This window comes from Streptomyces sp. NPDC000345, assembly GCF_042898825.1.
Classification (GTDB): Bacteria; Actinomycetota; Actinomycetes; order Streptomycetales; family Streptomycetaceae; genus Streptomyces.
In genome coordinates, this window is sequence record NZ_JBIAZE010000003.1 from 187,300 (window position 1) to 205,585 (window position 18,286).

Here is an 18,286-nt window from a genome sequence, read left to right on the forward strand (position 1 = left end):
GGCGGACGTGACTAGTCGTCCTTCTTCAGCTTGAACGACCACAGACCGGTCGCGGCCTGGCTGTCCTTCTTGCCGTCGCCGGCCTTGATGGTGACCAGGGTCGAGTCGCCCTGGGCGCCGTACTGGGCGTTGAAGAACACGCTGCCCGGGATGGTGCGGTAGGTCTTGTCGCTGTCCTCGGTGAGCGGCTGACCGTTCATCAGGATCGTCCAGCGCTTGTCCGCGACTTCGGGGTCGACGCCGAAGCGGACGGTCTCGTCCGGGTCCACGTCGATGGACTTGATGTCCTTGTCGGCCAGGCACTTCGTGAGCGCGGCGGCGGTGAGGGTCTTGCCCTCGCCGCCGCAGGTGGCCTCGGAGCTGACCGAGCTGCGGCCGACGGTGAGCGTGGACAGCGGCGTCGGCTGGTCGCAGGCCGACAGGACGAGCAGTCCGGCGGAAACGGCGCCGGCGGCGGCGACGGCGCGGCGGCGTCGCACAACGCGGTGCACAGAAGCGGCTGCGCCGCGGGGCATCGAGGTCATGGGGCGAAGGCTATCGGGCACGGTCGGCGCTCTCTCTACGTGGGGGGCGGCGTGGCTGTGTGTTACGCCACGGCGTTACGCCACGCGAGGTTTCGCGGGTCCTCCGTGACGGGCCGAGCTGAGCAGCCCGCGGACGGTGGTCAGCCAGCCGAGCGCGATGACCCCGGCGGCCAGGCACAGGCCCGCCGTGCCGTTCAGCGGCATCACGATGCCGATGGCGCCGCCCAGCACCCAGGACATCTGCAGCATGGTCTCCGAGCGTGCGAACGCCGAGGTGCGCACCAGCTCGGGCACGTCCCGCTGGATCAGCGCGTCCAGCGACAGCTTGGCCAGCGCCTGGGAGAACCCGGCGCACGCGGCCAGGCACATCACCAGGACCGCACCGAAGAAGACCGCCGCCGTGATCGCCACGCCCAGCACGAACGCGAGCACCGTCACGATGATGATCTCCGGCGCCCGTGACCGCAGCCACGACCCCACCGTCGTACCGAGCGCGTTGCCCACGCCTGCCGCGACGGCCACCATGCCCAGCGAAACGGCCGCGCTGGACCCCGTCAGCGGGTGCTCCCGCAGCAGGAAGGCGAGGAAGAAGGTCAGGAAACCGGACAGCCAGCGCAGCGCGGCGTTGGCGCCGAGGGCGTGCGTGACGGCGATGCCGACGGTCCTCAGGCCGGGGCGTTTGACCGGCTGCCGGTGCGGCCCGTGCAGATGCTGCTCGTCCGCCGCCAGCAGCGCCACGTCCTCGCCCTTGGCCGAGTCGACCTTCGGGGGGAGGGAGAAGGACAGGAACATGCCCGCGATGAAGATCACGAATGCGCCGTAGAGCGGCCATCGCTCCCCGAGCGCGTGCAGCCCGGCCCCCACGGGAGCCGCCACCCCGGTGGCGAGGAGCCCGCCGAGGGTGACGCGCGAGTTGGCCTTCACGAGGGAGAAGCGGGGCGGCAGGAGACGCGGGACCACGGCGCTCCGTACGACGCCGTACGCCTTCGACGCGACCAGGACGCCCAGGGCGGCCGGGTAGAGCTGGAGACTGCCGGTGGCGACCGCCCCGGCGATGATCAGCGCGAGCAGGGCACGGGCGAGCATCGACCCGGCCATGGCGGCCCGGCGGCCGTGCGGGAGCCTGTCGAGGAGGGGGCCGATCACCGGGGCGAGGACCGTGAAGGGCGCCATGGTGATGGCGAGGTAGAGCGCGACGCGGCCACGGGCCTCGTCGGTGGGCACCGAGAAGAAGACGGTCGAGGCGAGGGCGATGGTGATCATCACGTCCCCGGCGCCGTTCACGGCGTGCAGCTCGATCAGCTTGCCGAGGCCGGACTCGCCGGCGCCGTGCGCGTGCGTGGCCTTCCTGATGCCGCGGGCGGTGCCGGTGAAGGGCAGGTGCAGGGCACGCCCGATCGCGCGGACGGACCCGCCTACCCGGCCCGAACCGCCGATCCGGCTCCTCCCCTTGGACCCCCTCGTCCCACCGGTCCCGGTGGCACCTTGGGGTGCTTTCGCGGCTGCCACTCCGTCATAGTGCCCCGAGAAAGGCGTGCGTAGTGCGGTCACCGCGCGGATGGAGGGGATCCGGTGATCGGATGGAGGGGGTCCGGCGCGGGGAAACCTCCCGTCGGTGTAGGCCGAGCGTCCGGGAACAGGTAGCGTGCGTAGCGCGCCGTGGCGATTGTTCTCGGCCGCGCGCCTCCCGGCCATCCCGCAGAATGGATGACAGCAGGTGCGCCCGAGCGCGATCGGGCGCGGACGTCGACGCGGTCCTGCGGTCCGCTCCGTCCGCACCCGCCGCCTTCAGGCCGGCGCACCCGAGAGACGGCGTAGGAGAGAAGCGATACCTGTGAGCGCAGCGACCACGCGAAGCCGCACCCCCGACCGCCTGTGCGCCGAGGCCGTCGACCTCGCCCGCGCCGCAGCCGAGGAGGCCGCCGCGCCCGGCGTGGTCGGCGAGCACGCCGGAGTGCTGGCCGAGGGTGACCGGGTCGTCACGCACTACTTCGAGTGCAAGGAGCTGGGCTACCGCGGCTGGCGCTGGGCGGTGACGGTGGCGCGGGCCTCCCGCGCGAAGATCGTCACGCTGGACGAGGTGGTGCTCCTGCCCGGCCCGGACGCGGTCCTGGCCCCCGAGTGGGTCCCGTGGAGCGAGCGCCTGCGCCCCGGCGACATGGGCCCGGGCGATCTGCTGCCCACCGACGCCGAGGACCTGCGCCTGGAGCCCGGCTACTCGGGCGGGGAGGAACCGCCGCCGAACGCGCCCGTCTCGCACGAGATGGCGGAGCTGGTGGAGGCGGAGGACGCGGAGGTGACGGCGGCCCCGCCGGCCGCCCTGCCCACGATCCCGACACGGGGCTCGATCGCGGCGGTGGCGGAGGAACTGGGCCTGCGCCGCGCCCGGGTCCTCTCCCGCTACGGCCTGCACACCGCCGCCGACCGCTGGGAGGAGGCCTTCGGGGCCAAGACCCCCATGGCCCAGGCGGCCCCCGCGACCTGCGTCAGCTGCGGCTTCCTCCAGCCCATCGGCGGCTCCCTCGGCCAGGCCTTCGGCGTCTGCGCCAACGAGTTCTCCCCGGCGGACGGCCGGGTGGTCTCGCTGGCGTACGGCTGCGGCGGCCACTCGGAGGCCGCGGTCATGCCGAAGCCCCCGCAGCCGGCCCCGCCGGTGATCGACGAGACGAGGGTGGACCCGTTCCCCCTGCGCCCGGCGGCGGACTCCGGCTCGGTCCCGGCCGTCTCCGACGAGGACGTGGCGGAGCTGGGGCACTCGTAGGGCCTGTCGCGACGGTGGCGTCGTGGCCCGCCGTGGGGCGGCCGTGCGGCGTCGTGGGGGCCTTTCCGCGTGAGCGGAGCGGAGCCGGGCGTGGGGGGCGCGTGCTCTGGGGGTGTCGTTCGGAATCCGGGCGGTGGGCTCCGGCCTGGTCTCGGGCCGTCTCCGGCGGGGACGTGGCGGAGCTGGGGCACTCGTAGGGTCTGTCGCGGCGGTGGTGTCGTGGCCCGTGGGGCGGCTGCGCGGCGTCGTGGGGGAGCGTGCCTCGGGGGCCGACCGGAAGGCCGCGTGCCGGGTGACCCGGGGTTGCGGGCGGTGCGGCGGGAGCGCGGACGCCGGGCGGGCCGGCCGGCTTCGTCGCGGTACCTTCTTGGTCACGTCGATGAGGAGAGCCAACGTGAGCAAGTTCGTGCGGCCGGCGGCCGAAGGCGCGGACCCCTTCGGGACCGCCCGCCTCAGGCGGGGCGTGCTCGACGCCTGGGCCACCAGTCCGGCCCGTTTCCGCGAGGACGCCAACGCCGAGGAGGATCTCGTCCTCGGCGGCTACCGTGACCGCCTCGTCGTGGAGCTCGCCCAGAACGCGGCCGACGCCGCGGCGAGGGCGGGCGTCCCCGGACGGCTGCGTCTCACCCTCCGGGACGGCGTCCTCGTCGCCGCCAACACCGGCGCCCCGCTGGACGCGGCCGGTGTCGAGTCCCTCGCCACCCTGCGCGCCTCCGCCAAGCGCGACGCCCCGCAGGCCGCCGTGGGCCGCTTCGGCGTCGGCTTCGCCGCCGTCCTCGCCGTCACCGACGAGCCCGCCGTCGTCGGCCGGCACGGCGGCGTCCGCTGGTCCCTGCCGGAGGCCCGCGAGCTGGCCTCCGAGACCGCCCGCCACAGCCCCGGCCTCGGCGACGAGATCCGGCGCCGTGACGGGCACGTACCGCTGCTGCGCCTGCCGTTCGCCGCCCAGGGCACCGCCCCGGACCCGTACGACACCGCCGTCATCCTCCCCCTGCGCGACACCGCCGCCGCCGACCTGGCCGAGCGTCTCCTCACCGCCGTCGACGACGCCCTCCTGCTCGCCCTGCCGGGCCTGGACGAAGTCGTGATCGAGATCGGTGACGGCACCCCGCGCACCCTGCGCCGCTCCACCGAGGGCGCCTTCACCGTCGTGGAGGACTCCCTCACCGGCACCACCCGCTGGCGTACCACCGCCGCGCACGGCCCCCTCACGCCCGACCTCCTCGCCGACCGCCCGGTCGAGGAGCGGCTGCGGCCGCACTGGTCGGTCACCTGGGCCGTCCCCGTGGACGAGCACGGCGCTCCCGCGCGGCCCCGCACCAGCCCCGTCATGCACGCCCCCACCCCCAGCGACGAGCCCCTCGGCGTCCCCGCCCTGCTCATCGGCTCCTTCCCGCTCGACACCACCCGCCGGCACGCCGCGCCCGGCCCGCTGACCGACCACCTCGTGCAGCGCGCCGCGGACACCTACACCGAACTCCTCGCCGGCTGGCGGCCCGTGACCCCCGGCGCCATCGACCTCGTGCCCGGCCCGCTCGGCAAGGGCGAGCTGGACGGGGCCCTGCGCCGGGCCGTCCTCGACCGTCTGCCCCGGACCGCCTTCCTGCCGCCCGCCGCCGAGCCCGTCGAGGACGAGGACGACCTCCCCGAGGCTCTGCGCCCCCGGGACGCCGAGGTCGTCGAGGGCGCGGGCGCCGACACCGTACAGGTCCTCGCCGAGGTGCTGCCGACCCTGCTGCCCGCCGGTCTGGAGCGCCGCGTGGAGCTGCGCACCCTGGGGGTCGCCCGCATCCCGCTCGCCGACGCGATCGACCGCCTCGCCGGCCTGGAGAAGGACCCGCAGTGGTGGTACCGGCTCTACGACAGCCTCGCCGGCGTCGACCCGGACCGGCTCTCCGGGCTGCCCGTGCCCCTGGCCGACGGCCGTACGACCATCGGCCCCCGCCAGGTCCTGCTGCCCACCGCGGACGCGGCGAGCGCCGACCCGGACGTCCTCGCCCGCCTCGGCCTCAAGGTCGCCCACCCGGACGCCGCGCACCCCCTCCTGGAGAAGCTCGGCGCCCTGCCGGCCACGCCCCGGGCCGTGCTCACCACCCCGCAGGTGCGGGCCGCGGTGGCCGCGTCCCTGGACGACGACGGCGGCGCCTGGGACGACCGGGACACCCCGGACGCCGAGGAGCTCGCCGACACCGTCCTCGCCCTCGTCCGGGACGCGGGCCTCGAACCCGGCGACGAGCCCTGGCTGGGCGCCCTCGCCCTGCCCGACGAGGACGGGGAACTGGTCCCGGCGGGCGAACTCGTCCTGCCCGGCAGCCCGTTCGCGTCGGTGATCCGCGAGGACGAACTGGCCGCGGTGGACGGGGAGCTGGCGCAGAAGTGGGGCGAGGGACCGCTCGCCGCGGTCGGCGTGCTGGCCGGCTTCGCGCTCGTCCGGGCCACGGACGTGGTCCTCGACCCCGACGAACTGGAGCCGCGCGAGGGCGACTTCGCCGAGCCGGACGACGCGGGCCTGCTGGACGCGGTGGACGTGTGGTGCGAGGACATCCTCGACCGCTTCCCCGACTCGCCGGTCCCGCCGGTCGCGACCGAACTCGTCGCCGTCCGCGACCTCGACCTCGTCGACGACGACCGCTGGCCGCAGGCCCTCGCCCTGCTCGCCCAGCCGCCCCTGCGCGACGCCCTCACCCAGCCGGTGCGGATCCTGCTGCCCGACGGCACCCACGAGGTCGTACGGCCCTACACGGCCTGGTGGCTGCGCGGCCACCCGGTCCTCGACGGCCGCCGCCCGGCCGGCCTGCTGGCCGCCGGCGGCGACCCCCTCCTGCACGGCCTGTACGACGAGGCCGACGCCACCGGCTTCGACGACGAGCAGGTCCTGCGGGCCCTGGGCGTACGGACGTCGGTGGCGGCGCTGCTGGACGAGCCGGGCGGCGCGGCCGAACTCCTGGACCGCCTCGCGGACCCCGACCGGCCCGTCGGGGCCGCCCAACTGCACGGGCTCTACAGCGCGCTGGCCGAGCTGGACCCGGAGCAGGTGACCCTGCCGGACGAGCTGCGGGCGGTGGTCGACGGGCGCGTGGAGGTCGTGGACGCGGCCGACGCGGTGGTCGTCGACTCACCCGACCTGCTCCCCTTCACGCAGGGGGTCCCCCTGCTCCCCGTACGGCCGTCCCGGGCCGCCGAGCTGGCCGACCTGTTCCAGGTGCGGCGGCTGAGCGAGTCGGTGACCGGCGAGGTCGACTCGCGGGGCACCGAGCACGACGTCCCCGACGCGGTACGAGTCCTGCTGGGCCCGCGCACCCCGGACACCTACGTCGAGCACGACGAACTCGTCGTCGACGGCGTGGAGATCGACTGGCGCCTGACCGAGGACCGCGTCCTGCACGCCGCGACCCTGGAGGGCGTCGCGGCGGGCCTCGCCTGGGCGGCGCGCCAGTGGCCCCGCCGGTTCGAGGTGGCGGCCCTGCTGGAGGACCCGTCCCGCACGGGGGAACTGGCGCGGGACCGCTGGTTCGACTGACGTCGCACGGGCGAGCGGGGGCCGTCCCGCCGGACGGCCCCCGCTCGTTTCGTCAGTCCGCCTCGGGTTCCAGGAAGTACTCGTACTTCTCCAGATCGAGCGTGATACCGGTCAGCCGCCGGAACCGCTCGGCGTGCTCCTGCCGCAGCGGATACACGTCGGCCAGCCGCTCGGCCGGCATCCCCAGCAGTGCACCGAAGGCTTCCGCACCGGCTGCGGTGACGTCGGTGGACGAGTCGGGAGACTCCTCGTCCTTGAGGTAGCGGGTGATCAGGAATCGCACGGATTTCGTCTTTCGATCGGTTCCAGGGGACCGCCCCACCGGAGGGATTCCGGTGGGGCGGTCCCCTCGGGTTCAGCCCTGGATGTGCGCGTACATCGCTTCGTATCGCGTGTACATGCGGCCCAGCTCTCGCGGGTTGCTCCGTACGTCCAGGAATTCGAGGACGAGCGAGAACAGATGCTCCACGGCCTGGGCGTGCTGCTCCGGGGTCAGGTGGTCCGGGTGCTTCCAGCCCTGCAGCTTCATGCCGGGGAAGAGGTCCAGGAGGACGGGCTGGTGCCACTGGAGGCCGTTGCACTCGTCCCGGCGCACGACCAGCCACTCCCGGAAGCCGCGCAGCAGCCCGCCCGACCTGCCGAGATCGGTACCCGTGAGGAACATGGCGGTCGGGTAGTAGGTGCCGTTCAGACCGAACCCTTCGGGCGTGTCACGGATCGCCTCGATGAACGCCTTGTCGTCCACTTGTCTCCTAGAACCCTCATGTCGATCCGGGAGGGTCCGCCCCACCGAGTTGCCAGGGCAGAGCGGCCTCAGTCAGGGACTGAACGGTCAGTCCTCGACCCACGCGTACGTAGATTTCGCGCCGGTCCAGGAGACCGGCTTCCCGCTCCGGATCGCGGGTGATCGTGCCGCCGCCGTTCTCGAATGTGTAGCTCAGTGGTCCCACCTCAGCCTGATGTCCTCATCCGGATACAGCTCCCGCAGGTGCTTGATCCGGGCTTCGACCGCCGACCTGAACCATCGAAGTCGTCGATGTTCGTGATCTTGTTGCCCGTCACGGGGTCGAAGACGTCGTACTCATTCTCCCCTTCGAGGCAGCCCTTCCCGGCTCCCTTCGTCGCCACGGCCTTCGCGAAGGGAGGCCGAGGACGACATCGCCGCCGTGGCGAGCGACGGCTCGCTGCACCTCTGCCCGGGCAAGACGGACGGGACCTTCGACAAGGCCCGCTCGATGTGGCCGGACAAGACCTGGAGCGGCATGCGCGTCGTCCTCGGCGGTGACTTCGACGGCGACGGCAAGGCCGACCTCGCCGCCGTGACGACCGCGGGTGACCTGCGTCTGTACACGGGCGACGGCAAGGGCGCGCTCGCGGCCGGCAAGTCCATGTGGCCGAAGGTCTAGCCGTACCGTCCGCGCGCGGGAGGGCCGGTGGCGGACGGGTCGTCAGAAAATCTTCCTTACTTCGTACAACCATTAACATCCGTCACGGATCTGATCCGACGAGCCAACAGGCTCCACGATCACTCGGGCCCTGTCCGAAGACGAGCCGCAGGGAACGCCTACGGCAGGGTCCTCATCTCCACCGGGGGATTGCATGCGCATCCGTGCCACCCTGGCCGCCGTCACCGGCGCCCTGGCCCTCTCCGCTGTCGTCGTGCCGGCCGCGCAGGCCGACACGTCCGGCAAGGCCGAGTCTCTCGCCGCGGTTCAGGCCCTCCACCAGGCCGCCTCGGCCAGGACCACGTTCACCGGTGAGACCGCCGACGCGGACGAGCCGTACCCGCTGGCCGTCACCTTCTCCAGCGTGAAGATCAACAGCGGCAAGCCGATCGTCGCCGGCACCACCAACAAGGTCACCGTTCCCGTGACCTACAAGGTCACCCACCCCGAGGACCTCGACCTCAACGCGGACGAGGTCTGGATGGACGTCTTCATCTACCGGGGTGCGTTCGACGACCCGTCGGCCCGCACCCTGGTCGGGGACAACTGGCCCACCTGCAGCACGGTGACGACGACCGTCGCCAGCTGCAAGGGCACCATCGACATCCTCCCGGGCGAGGAGCTGGCCAACGCCGACGCCACCACCTGGAAGGCGGCCGGCTACGTCATCGACTGGAACGACCAGGACCCGTTCGCCGAGGACATCGACATCACGAAGGTCGGTTACGCCGAGCAGGACGCCCTCGCCACCACCAAGCTCCAGCGCTACTCCAAGCTCACCGTCAACGCCTCCCCGGAGCCGGTGAAGAAGGGCGCGACCATCACGGTCACGGGCAAGCTGTCCCGCGCCAACTGGGACGACAACCAGTACCACGGCTACGCGGGCCAGTCGGTGAAGCTGCAGTACCGCAAGAAGGGCAGCACCACCTACACCACCCTGAAGACCGTCACCACCAGCTCCACCGGCACCCTGAAGAGCACGGTCAAGGCGTCGGCGGACGGCTACTTCCGCTACAGCTTCGCGGGCACCTCGACCACCCCGGCGGTCACCACCGCGGGTGACTACGTCGACGTGCGATAACACCCGGGGCAAGGTCCCGAGCACGGTCTGAGGAGAGGGGAAGCTTCTTCCCCTCTCCTTACCCTTTTCCGTACAACTCCCCCCGTGCGTCACGGATCTCACTCAACGAGTCAACAGACTCCGAGATCACTTCTCTCCTCATGGGGAACGCACATGCGCATACGCGCCCTCGTCCTCGCCGCCTCCGGCGCCGTGGCCCTCTCCGCCCTCGCCGTGCCGACCGCGCAGGCCGCTCCGGCAGGCCCCGCCGTCACCTTCTCGAACGTCAAGGTCAACAGCGGCAAGAACATCGTGGTCGGCTCCACGACGCAGGTCACGGTCACGGCGACCTACACGGTGACCAAGCCCGCGAGCCTGGACCCGGCCTCCCTCGGCACCGCGCCGGTCCTGTACCGCGGCGCCACCGTCGGGCTGGAGTCCGACGACCTCATCGGCGGCGACGACGCCGGCACCTGCACCACGTCCTCCTCGACGGTCCTGAAGTGCACCGCCAAGATCCAGTTCCGCCCGGCGTCCTCCGACGAGGACCTCGACCTCGTCAACAGCGAGGCCGGCAGCTGGAAGCTGGGTGCCGTCGCGGCCAACGAGAGCGGCGGGCTGACCTGGCAGGGCGACCTCGGCACCACCAGGCTCCAGCGCAAGGCCACCCTCACCACCGACGCCTCCCCGGAGCCGGTGAAGAAGGGCAGGACCATCACCGTCACGGGCAGGCTCGCCCGCGCCAACTGGGACACCAACACGTACGCCGGTTACGCCGGCCAGTACGTGAAGCTCCAGTTCAAGAAGGCCGGCACCACCACGTACACCACCCTGAAGAGCATCAAGTCCAGCTCCACCGGCACCCTCAAGACCACGGTCACGGCCTCCGCCGACGGCTCCTTCCGCTACGTCTTCGCCGGCACCACGACGACCGCTCCGGTCAGCTCGGCCGCCGACTTCGTCGACGTCCAGTAAGCAGCGGACGGCTCCTACACGGGGAAACGGCGGTCGACCCACTTCCACAGGAACTCCAGGGCGACCGCCGCCCCCACCGCGATGCCCACGGCCAGCCACGGCATCGCCATCCCCACGAGCCGGAGCGCGAAGAAGTCCTGCAGCCACGGCACCGCCAGCACCAGCAGGAAACCCGCGCCCATCGAGGCCACCAGCAGCACCCGCCACCAGGTGTAGGGCCGGGCGACGATCGCCAGCACCCACATGGAGATCAGGAACAGGGTGAGCGTCGCGGCACTGGTCTCGGCCTCCAGCGCCCCCGCACCGGTGTAGTGATGACGGGCGGCCAGATACGACACGAAGGTGGCCGCGCCCGCCACCACCCCGCCCGGGACCGAGTAGCGCATCACCCGCCGGACGAAGTGCGGCCGCGCCCGCTCCTTGTTGGGGGCGAGGGCGAGGAAGAAGGCCGGGACGCCGATGGTGAGGGTGGACAGCAGGGTCACGTGCCGGGGCAGGAACGGGTACTCGACCTGCCAGCACACCACCAGCAGTGCCAGCAGCACCGAGTAGACCGTCTTCACCAGGAACAGGGTCGCCACCCGCGTGATGTTGCCGATCACCCGCCGGCCCTCCGCCACCACCGACGGCAGCGTGGCGAAGCTGTTGTTCAGCAGCACGATCTGCGCGACCGCCCGGGTGGCCTCCGACCCGGATCCCATCGCCACGCCGATGTCCGCGTCCTTCAGCGCGAGCACGTCGTTGACGCCGTCGCCGGTCATCGCCACCGTGTGCCCCCGGGCCTGCAGCGCCCCGACCATGTCCCGCTTCTGCCGCGGGGTGACCCGCCCGAAGACCGTGCCCGCGTCGAGGGCCGAGGCCATCGCCTCCCGGTCGGCGGGCAGCCGCCGGGCGTCGACCGTACGGCCGTTCAGCCCCAGCTTGGCGGCCACCGCCCCCACCGACACCGCGTTGTCCCCGGAGATCACCTTGGCGTGCACGTTCTGCTCGGCGAAGTAGCGCAGGGTGTCGGCGGCGTCGGAGCGCAGCCGCTGTTCCAGTACGACGAGGGCGACCGGCCCGGCCCCCTTGGCGACATCGGGATCGTCCAGGTCCCGGACGGCCCGCGCGAGCAGCAGCACCCGCAGGCCCCGCTCGTTGAGCCGCCCGGTCTCGGCGAGAGCCGGGTCGCCGTCGTCCAGCAGCACGTCGGGCGCCCCCAGCAGCCAGGTGCTGCTCTCGCCGTTCCCCTCGCTGAAGGTGGCGCCGCTGTACTTGCGGGCGGAGGAAAAGGGCAGGGACTCGGTGCAGCGCCACTCCTCCGCGTCCGGGTAGGCGTCGATGATCGCCCGCAGGGAAGGGTTCGGCCGCGGGTCGCTCTCCCCGAGCGCCCCCAGCACCTGCCGTACGTAGGTCTCGTCGGAACCGTCGAGGGTGCGCAGTTCGCTGACGTCCATGCCGCCCTCGGTGAGCGTGCCGGTCTTGTCCAGGCAGACGGTGTCGACGCGGGCGAGGCCCTCGATGGCGGGCAGCTCCTGCACCAGGCACTGCCGGCGGCCGAGCCGGATCACACCGATGGCGAAGGCCACCGAGGTGAGCAGCACCAGCCCTTCCGGGACCATCGGGACGATCCCGCCGACGGTCCGGGCGATGGACCCCTTGAGGTCGTTGTCCTTCACGAACAGCTGGGTGACGACCAGTCCGAGCGCGGCGGGGATCATCATCCACGTCACGTACTTGAGGATCGTGGAGATGCCGGTGCGCAGCTCGGAGTGGACGAGGGTGAACCGGGAGGCCTCCTCGGCGAGCTGGGCGGCGTAGGCCTCGCGGCCGACCCGCGTGGCCCGGAAGGCGCCGCCGCCCGCGACGACGAAACTGCCCGACATCACCCGGTCGCCCGGCCGTTTCACCACCGGGTCCGCCTCACCCGTCAGCAGTGACTCGTCGATCTCCAGCCCGTCCGCCTCGACGCACACCCCGTCGACGACGGCCTTGTCGCCGGGGCCGATCTCGACGAGGTCGTCCAGGACGAGGTCGGAGGTGGACACCTCGACCGCCTGCCCGTCCCGCCGCACGGTGGGCCGGACCTCCCCGATGACGGCGAGGGAGTCCAGGGTCTGCTTGGCCCGCCACTCCTGGATGATCCCGATCCCGGTGTTGGCGAGGATGACGAAGCCGAAGAGGCCGTCCTGGAAGGGGGCGACGACGAGCACGATCAGCCACAGGACGCCGATGATGGCGTTGAACCGGGTGAAGACGTTCGCCCGGACGATCTCCCCGACGGAGCGGCTGCTGCGTACGGGTACGTCGTTGACCTGACCGCGTGCGACGCGCTCCGCCACCTCGGCGGCGGTGAGTCCGGTGGCCGCCGGCGCGCTGGCGGGTGCGTCGGTATGGGGCATGGAATCGACGGTACGTGCGGATCTGGGGGTGCACCCCCCGAAGACGCCGAACATCCGACCTGGGGAGGAGGGGGAGGACGGGGGTAGTACGCCGGTCGTACGGCTACTCGGCGGGAGCCTGCCCGGACTTCTCCGCCCGCTCGGTCTCCTCCGCCGTCTCGGACCGCTCCGCCCGCTCGCCCTCGGGTGCCGCCGCCCGGGCCCGCTTGATCGCCGCGTCGCGCCGGCGGGTGATCCGGATGCCGAGGAGGCCCAGCGCGCTCCCGGCCAGGCAGGTCCACAGCCACCACAGATGGCCGTGGTCGTCGAACCAGCCGTAGAAGGGGAGCTGTACGAGGAAGAGGACGAACCAGATGATCGTGCCGCCGGTGATGACCGGGACCACGGGCCCCTCCAGGGGCTCGGGCGCCTCATGCTTGGGTGTCCACTTCGCCATGGGGACAGCTTACGAGGTGGTCACATCTACGCGCGGAGATGGCCGATCACAGCGTTATATGTTCATACTGAAACGGTTTGCGTCTGACCACTTCTCTTCGTAGGAACCACCAACAACATGCCCACCTCGGCCCCCGCCAAGGTCCCCGCCCCTGAACAGCCGGGAGCCAGGCCCGCCTACGGCGCACTCGACCGCCACTTCAAGATCTCCGAGCGCGGCAGCACGCTGTCCCGCGAGATCCGCGGCGGTTTCGCCACCTTCTTCGCGATGGCCTACATCATCGTGCTGAACCCGATCATCCTCAGCAGTGCCAAGGACATGTACGGTCACCAGCTCGACAACGGTCAGCTGGTCACCGCCACCTGTGTCACCGCGGCCTTCACCACGCTGCTCATGGGCGTCATCGGCAATGTGCCGATCGCGCTGGCCGCCGGCCTCGGCGTGAACTCGGTGGTCGCGCTCCAGCTCGCGCCCCGCATGTCCTGGCCCGACGCCATGGGCATGGTCGTCCTGGCCGGTTTCGTCGTCATGCTCCTGGTGGCGACCGGTCTGCGGGAGCGCGTCATGAACGCCGTCCCCTTCGGCCTGCGCAAGGCGATCTCGATCGGTATCGGCCTGTTCATCATGCTGATCGGACTGGTCGACTCCGGCTTCGTCTCCCGCATCCCGGACGCCGCCCACACCACCGTCCCGCTCCAGCTCGGCGCCGACGGCCACCTCACCGGCTGGCCGGTCCTGGTGTTCATCCTGGGCGCCCTGCTGACGCTGGCCCTGATCGTCCGCAAGGTGCCCGGCGCGATCCTGATCTCCATCGTCGCGATGACCGTCCTCGCGCTGATCATCAACGCGGTCGCGACCGTCCCGTCCTGGGGCCTGACCACCCCCGAGTGGCCCGGCAACCCCGTGGCCACCCCCGACTTCGGGCTGATCGGCGAGGTCAGCCTCTTCGGCGGCTTCGGCAAGGTCGGCGTGCTGACCGGCGTCCTGTTCGTCTTCACGGTCCTGCTGTCGTGCTTCTTCGACGCGATGGGCACGATCATGGGCGTCTCCGACGAGGCCAGGCTGACCAACGCCCGGGGCGAGATGCCCGGCATCAACAAGGTGCTCTTCGTCGACGGACTCGCCGTCGCCGCCGGCGGCGCCAGCTCCTCCTCCGCCACCACCGCGTTCGTGGAGTCCACGGCCGGTGTCGGCGAGGGCGCCCGCACCGGCTTCGCGAACCTCGTCACGGGCGGCCTCTTCGCCGTCGCGCTGTTCCTCACGCCGGTCGCCACGATGGTCCCGTCCCAGGCCGCCACCCCCGCGCTGCTCGCGGTGGGCTTCCTGATCCTGGCGAACTCGGTCAAGGAGATCGACTGGGCCGACTACACGATCGCCATGCCGGCCTTCATCACGATGGTGATGATGCCGTTCACCTACTCGATCACCAACGGCATCGGCATGGGCTTCATCGCCTTCGTCCTGCTGCGTCTGGCGGCGGGCCGGGGCCGCGAGATCCCGGTCCCGATGTACGTGGTCTCCGCCGTCTTCGGGTTCTACTACCTGATGCCGGCCCTCGGTCTGACCTGACGGCCGTGACCCGGGTCAGGTGAGCCCGTAGAACTTCTCCGTCTCCTCGACGGCGGTCTGGAACCGCTCGTCGAAGTCATCGCGAATGAGCGTCCGGACGACATAGTCCTGGACGCTCATTCCGCGTTTGGCGGCGTGCTGCCGGAGCCGTTCGAGCAGTTCGTGGTCTATCCGCAGGCTGAGCACAGTGGTCCCCATGGGTACGAGGGTCGTGGCACGGTTCGGGGTGGGGTGTGCCGTTCCGCGCTCCTATCACCCGTATGAGTGATAAGGGGGTTCAGTGGCGGGCGTCACGGGCATCCGGGACGCGTTCCAGTGGTCTTTAGCGAGAGTAATGAGTTAAGTTAAAGAACATGCCTGACCTGACCCATGGCGACGACGCAGCCGCCGTGAACTCGCTCCGCTCCGCCGTGATGCGGTTGTCCCGCCGGCTCAAGCACCAGCGGGTCGACGAGTCGCTGAGCCCCACCGAGATGTCGGTGCTCGGCACCCTGTCCCTCTGCGGCAGCGCCACCCCGGGCGAGCTCGCCCGCAAGGAGCACGTCCAGCCGCCCTCGATGACCCGCATCGTGGCACTGCTGGAGGCCAAGGGCCTGGTCCGGCTGGAGCCGCACCCCGAGGACCGGCGCCAGAAGGTCGTCACCAGGACCGAGCAGGCCGAGGCCATGCTCGAGGAGAGCCGCCGCAAGCGGAACGCCTTCCTGGCCACCCTGGTGGACGGCCTCGACGAGGACGAGTGGGCGAAACTGCGCGCCGCCGCCCCCGTGCTGGAGAAGCTCGCACACCTGTAAGCGTTTCACGAGGAGGCGAACCCCTTTGAGTACGGGATCCGGAGCAGACTCCGCCCCCGCACCGACCACCCACGACTCTCCCCCCGGCCCGTCCGGGGGTGCCCGCCCGTCCTCCATGTTCAGCTCCCTGAAGGTCAGGAACTACCGCCTGTTCTTCGCCGGCCAGGTCGTCTCCAACATCGGCACCTGGATGCAGCGCATCGCCCAGGACTGGCTGGTCCTCAGCCTCACCGGCTCCGCCACGGCCGTCGGCGTCACGACGGCCCTGCAGTTCCTGCCGATGCTCTTCTTCGGCCTCTACGGCGGCGTCCTCGTCGACCGCCTGCCCAAGCGCCGCGCGCTGCTCGTCACCCAGTCCGCGATGGCCGTCACCGGCGTCGTGCTGGCCGCGCTCACCCTCTCCGGACACGTCCAGGTCTGGCACGTCTACCTGGTCGCCTTCGCCGTCGGCCTCGCCACGGTCGTCGACAACCCGGCCCGTCAGTCCTTCGTCTCCGAGATGGTCGGCCCGGACCAGCTGCAGAACGCGGTCAGCCTGAACTCCGCGAACTTCCAGTCCGCCCGCCTCGTCGGCCCCGCCGTCGCCGGCGTGATGATCACCGGCGTGGGCACCGGCTGGGCGTTCCTCTTCAACGGCCTGTCCTTCGTCGCGCCCATCGCGGGCCTGCTGCTGATGCGGGCGCGGGAACTGCACGTCGTCGAGCGCGCTCCGCGCGGCAAGGGCCAGCTGCGGGAGGGACTGCACTACGTGGCCGGCCGCCCCGACCTGATCTGGACCATCGTCCTGGTCGGGTTCGTCGGCACCTTCGGCTTCAACTTCCCCGTCTACCTCTCCGCCTTCGCCGACGACGTCTTCCACGCCGGCGCCGGCTCCTACAGCCTCTTCAACACGCTGATGGCGGTCGGCTCCCTGGCCGGCGCCCTGCTCGCCGCCCGGCGCGGCACGGCCCGGATGCGGGTCCTGATCGCGGCGGCGGTGGCCTTCGGCGCGGTGGAGATCGTCGCCGCGGGAGCCCCCTCGCTGTGGCTCTTCGCCCTCCTCATGGCCCCGATCGGCATGTTCGGCATGACCGTCAACGTCACCGCCAACACCAGCATCCAGATGGGCACCGACCCGGCCATGCGCGGCCGCGTCATGGCCCTCTACATGATGGTCTTCCTCGGCGGCTCCCCGGTCGGCGCGCCGATCGCGGGCTGGATCACCGACGCGTACGGCGTCCGCGCCGGCCTCGCGGTGGGCGGCGCGATCGCCGCGGCGGCCGCCGTCACCATCGGCCTGATCCTGGCCCGCGTCGGCGACCTGCGCCTGTCGGTGGGCTGGAACCACGGGCATCCACGGGTGCGGTTCGTGCCGCGGGAGCGACGGGAGGAGCTGACCGCGGCGGTCTGACCGCCCCGGTCGGTCGCGGGGGTCCGGACGCGGTGGTCAGTCGCGGGGGAACTCGTCGGTCTTGAGAACCAGGCCGACGACGGTGCCGCTGAGGTCGATGTCGTCGCCGAAGTCGATCTTCGTCCGTGTGACGTGGTCGCCTTCTTTGGGATGGGTGTAGAGGTAGCACCGGCCCTTGTAGGGGTCCGCGATGAGGTAGACCGGGACCTCGGCGGTGGCGTAGGCGAGCTTCTTCGGCCCGTAGGCGTTCGCTGCCGTGTCCTTGGAGACGACCGCCACGAACTCGACGTCCTGGTAGCGCCAGCGTCCCTGGCCGTCCCTCACCGAGCGGTCGGCCATGGCCGCCATGCCGCACGCGAAACCGTTCAGGTGACCAGGGAAGTCGATGCGCAGGTCGGACGCGAGCCGCTTGCGGGGATACCTGCACCGCAACTGCTCGAAGACGGCCGAGATGATCTCCCAGTGATTCTGCCGTTGCGGTGACATGAAGACGTTTCCCCCGACGATCTCAACCTTCGTTCCCTCGGGGATGGGCATCTTCTCGAGCCACTCGAACATGACGTCCAGGGACAGCTCGCCGCTTTCCTCGGCCATCGTGATCCTGTCCTCGGTGACGGTCGTCGTGGCGCTCCTCCCCGGCGGCCCCATGGACGAGTACCGCCGCGCAGTACGACGATACGCACGGTGACATGCGACGCCCGGCAGACTGGCGGCATGAGACTCTTCGCCGCCGTGCTCCCGCCGGACGATGCCGCCGACGAACTCGCCGCCCACGTCGCCCGGTTGCGGGGGCTGCCCGGCGCGGACGGCCTGCGCTGGACCGGCCGCCCCGGCTGGCACTTCACGCTCGCCTTCTACGGCGAGGCCGACGACGGGGTGGTACCGGACCTGTCGGCCCGGCTGGAGCGGGCGGCACACCGGAGCGCCCCCTTCGAGCTGTCCCTGCGGGGCGGGGGACAGTTCGGGCACGGGCGGGCGCTGTGGGCGGGGGCGGGCGGGGACCTGCGGGCCCTGGGGCTCCTCGCCGGCCGGGCCGAGGCGGCGGCCCGGAAGGCGGGCCTGGACCTGGGCGAGCACCGCCGCTACAAGGCGCACCTCACCCTCGCCCGCAGCCGCGACGCGGTGGACGCACGGCCGTACGTCGAGGCCCTGCACGCCTTCGAGGGCCGTACCTGGACGGTGCGGGAGCTGGTGCTGGTCCGCAGCAACCTGCCGAGGTCCGGGGTGCCGGGGGAGCAGCCCCGCTACGAGCCGGTCGGGCGCTGGGCACTCGGCGCAGCCGGTTAGGCTCGGTGTGTGGACCCGAAGACCAGGAACCGGATCATGGCCGGTGCGCTCGTGCTGATGTTCGTCGTCGTGGCCCTGGCTGCCGCGCTCGGTAAGTAGACCGGGCGGGAGCGCCGGGGAACCGCGCGTGCGCCGGGTCGCGGCGGG

At 71.7% G+C, this 18,286-nt stretch carries 17 protein-coding genes; 9 read left to right on the forward strand and 8 right to left on the reverse strand.

Features of this window, described 5'->3' with window-relative positions; all coding sequences use genetic code 11:
* Positions 1-11: 11 nt before the first annotated feature.
* Together ACFY30_RS08360 and ACFY30_RS08365 are read right to left on the reverse strand one after the other, a co-directional pair.
* Positions 12-524 (reverse strand): DUF2771 domain-containing protein, encoded by a 513-nt coding sequence (locus ACFY30_RS08360; RefSeq protein WP_390844373.1) that lies wholly within the window; start codon positions 522-524, stop codon positions 12-14.
* A gap of 75 nt (positions 525-599) precedes the next feature.
* Positions 600-2,033, reverse strand: a complete 1,434-nt coding sequence (locus tag ACFY30_RS08365; RefSeq protein WP_390844374.1) for an MFS transporter — start codon at positions 2,031-2,033, stop codon at positions 600-602.
* Between the two features lie 325 nt (positions 2,034-2,358).
* On the opposite strand from ACFY30_RS08365, the gene ACFY30_RS08370 reads away from it, so the two are divergent.
* The gene (locus ACFY30_RS08370) at positions 2,359-3,285 is read left to right on the forward strand and encodes a DUF3027 domain-containing protein (RefSeq protein WP_390844375.1); all 927 of its coding nucleotides are present in this window, start codon (positions 2,359-2,361) and stop codon (positions 3,283-3,285) included.
* A 394-nt stretch (positions 3,286-3,679) separates the two neighbouring features.
* Positions 3,680-6,805, forward strand: a complete 3,126-nt coding sequence (locus tag ACFY30_RS08375) for a sacsin N-terminal ATP-binding-like domain-containing protein (protein WP_390844377.1) — start codon at positions 3,680-3,682, stop codon at positions 6,803-6,805.
* A 52-nt stretch (positions 6,806-6,857) separates the two neighbouring features.
* Here the strand turns inward: ACFY30_RS08375 and ACFY30_RS08380 are convergent, their stop codons facing one another.
* Together ACFY30_RS08380 and ACFY30_RS08385 are read right to left on the reverse strand one after the other, a co-directional pair.
* Complete coding sequence (locus ACFY30_RS08380) at positions 6,858-7,088, reverse strand: hypothetical protein (RefSeq protein ID WP_390844378.1); 231 nt, start codon at positions 7,086-7,088, stop codon at positions 6,858-6,860.
* 72 nt (positions 7,089-7,160) lie between these two features.
* A complete protein-coding gene (locus ACFY30_RS08385; RefSeq protein WP_390844379.1) occupies positions 7,161-7,550 on the reverse strand; it encodes a hypothetical protein in 390 nt (129 codons plus the stop codon).
* A 412-nt stretch (positions 7,551-7,962) separates the two neighbouring features.
* Between ACFY30_RS08385 and ACFY30_RS08390 the strand changes: the two genes are divergently transcribed.
* From ACFY30_RS08390 to ACFY30_RS08400, 3 genes are all read left to right on the forward strand, one after another.
* Complete coding sequence (locus ACFY30_RS08390) at positions 7,963-8,211, forward strand: FG-GAP repeat domain-containing protein (protein WP_390844724.1); 249 nt, start codon at positions 7,963-7,965, stop codon at positions 8,209-8,211.
* 193 nt (positions 8,212-8,404) lie between these two features.
* Positions 8,405-9,331 carry a hypothetical protein gene (locus tag ACFY30_RS08395; RefSeq protein ID WP_390844380.1) on the forward strand — a complete coding sequence of 309 codons (927 nt, stop codon included), beginning with the start codon at positions 8,405-8,407 and terminating at the stop codon, positions 9,329-9,331.
* A gap of 153 nt (positions 9,332-9,484) precedes the next feature.
* Positions 9,485-10,285: a hypothetical protein gene (locus ACFY30_RS08400; RefSeq protein ID WP_390844381.1), complete on the forward strand. Its 801-nt coding sequence runs from the start codon at positions 9,485-9,487 to the stop codon at positions 10,283-10,285.
* A 14-nt stretch (positions 10,286-10,299) separates the two neighbouring features.
* Here ACFY30_RS08400 and ACFY30_RS08405 read toward each other — a convergent pair whose 3' ends face one another.
* Together ACFY30_RS08405 and ACFY30_RS08410 are read right to left on the reverse strand one after the other, a co-directional pair.
* Positions 10,300-12,666, reverse strand: a complete 2,367-nt coding sequence (locus tag ACFY30_RS08405; RefSeq protein WP_390844382.1) for a cation-translocating P-type ATPase — start codon at positions 12,664-12,666, stop codon at positions 10,300-10,302.
* Between the two features lie 103 nt (positions 12,667-12,769).
* Entirely contained in the window at positions 12,770-13,102 is a 333-nt protein-coding gene (locus ACFY30_RS08410; protein ID WP_390844383.1) for a DUF2530 domain-containing protein, read from the reverse strand.
* Positions 13,103-13,219: 117 nt separating this feature from the next.
* On the opposite strand from ACFY30_RS08410, the gene ACFY30_RS08415 reads away from it, so the two are divergent.
* Positions 13,220-14,671, forward strand: coding sequence for an NCS2 family permease (locus ACFY30_RS08415; RefSeq protein ID WP_390844384.1), 1,452 nt, complete (start codon positions 13,220-13,222; stop codon positions 14,669-14,671).
* A gap of 15 nt (positions 14,672-14,686) precedes the next feature.
* Here the strand turns inward: ACFY30_RS08415 and ACFY30_RS08420 are convergent, their stop codons facing one another.
* Positions 14,687-14,869, reverse strand: coding sequence for a ribbon-helix-helix protein, CopG family (locus tag ACFY30_RS08420; RefSeq protein ID WP_390660434.1), 183 nt, complete (start codon positions 14,867-14,869; stop codon positions 14,687-14,689).
* A 155-nt stretch (positions 14,870-15,024) separates the two neighbouring features.
* Between ACFY30_RS08420 and ACFY30_RS08425 the strand changes: the two genes are divergently transcribed.
* A complete protein-coding gene (locus ACFY30_RS08425) occupies positions 15,025-15,462 on the forward strand; it encodes a MarR family transcriptional regulator (RefSeq protein ID WP_340378038.1) in 438 nt (145 codons plus the stop codon).
* A 25-nt stretch (positions 15,463-15,487) separates the two neighbouring features.
* Positions 15,488-16,852 carry an MFS transporter gene (locus ACFY30_RS08430; RefSeq protein WP_390844385.1) on the forward strand — a complete coding sequence of 455 codons (1,365 nt, stop codon included), beginning with the start codon at positions 15,488-15,490 and terminating at the stop codon, positions 16,850-16,852.
* Between the two features lie 36 nt (positions 16,853-16,888).
* Here the strand turns inward: ACFY30_RS08430 and ACFY30_RS08435 are convergent, their stop codons facing one another.
* The gene (locus tag ACFY30_RS08435) at positions 16,889-17,446 is read right to left on the reverse strand and encodes a Uma2 family endonuclease (RefSeq protein ID WP_390844386.1); all 558 of its coding nucleotides are present in this window, start codon (positions 17,444-17,446) and stop codon (positions 16,889-16,891) included.
* Between the two features lie 120 nt (positions 17,447-17,566).
* Here ACFY30_RS08435 and thpR point away from each other — a divergent pair, with 120 nt between their 5' ends.
* Positions 17,567-18,139: an RNA 2',3'-cyclic phosphodiesterase gene (gene thpR / locus ACFY30_RS08440; protein ID WP_390844387.1), complete on the forward strand. Its 573-nt coding sequence runs from the start codon at positions 17,567-17,569 to the stop codon at positions 18,137-18,139.
* Positions 18,140-18,286: the final 147 nt, after the last annotated feature.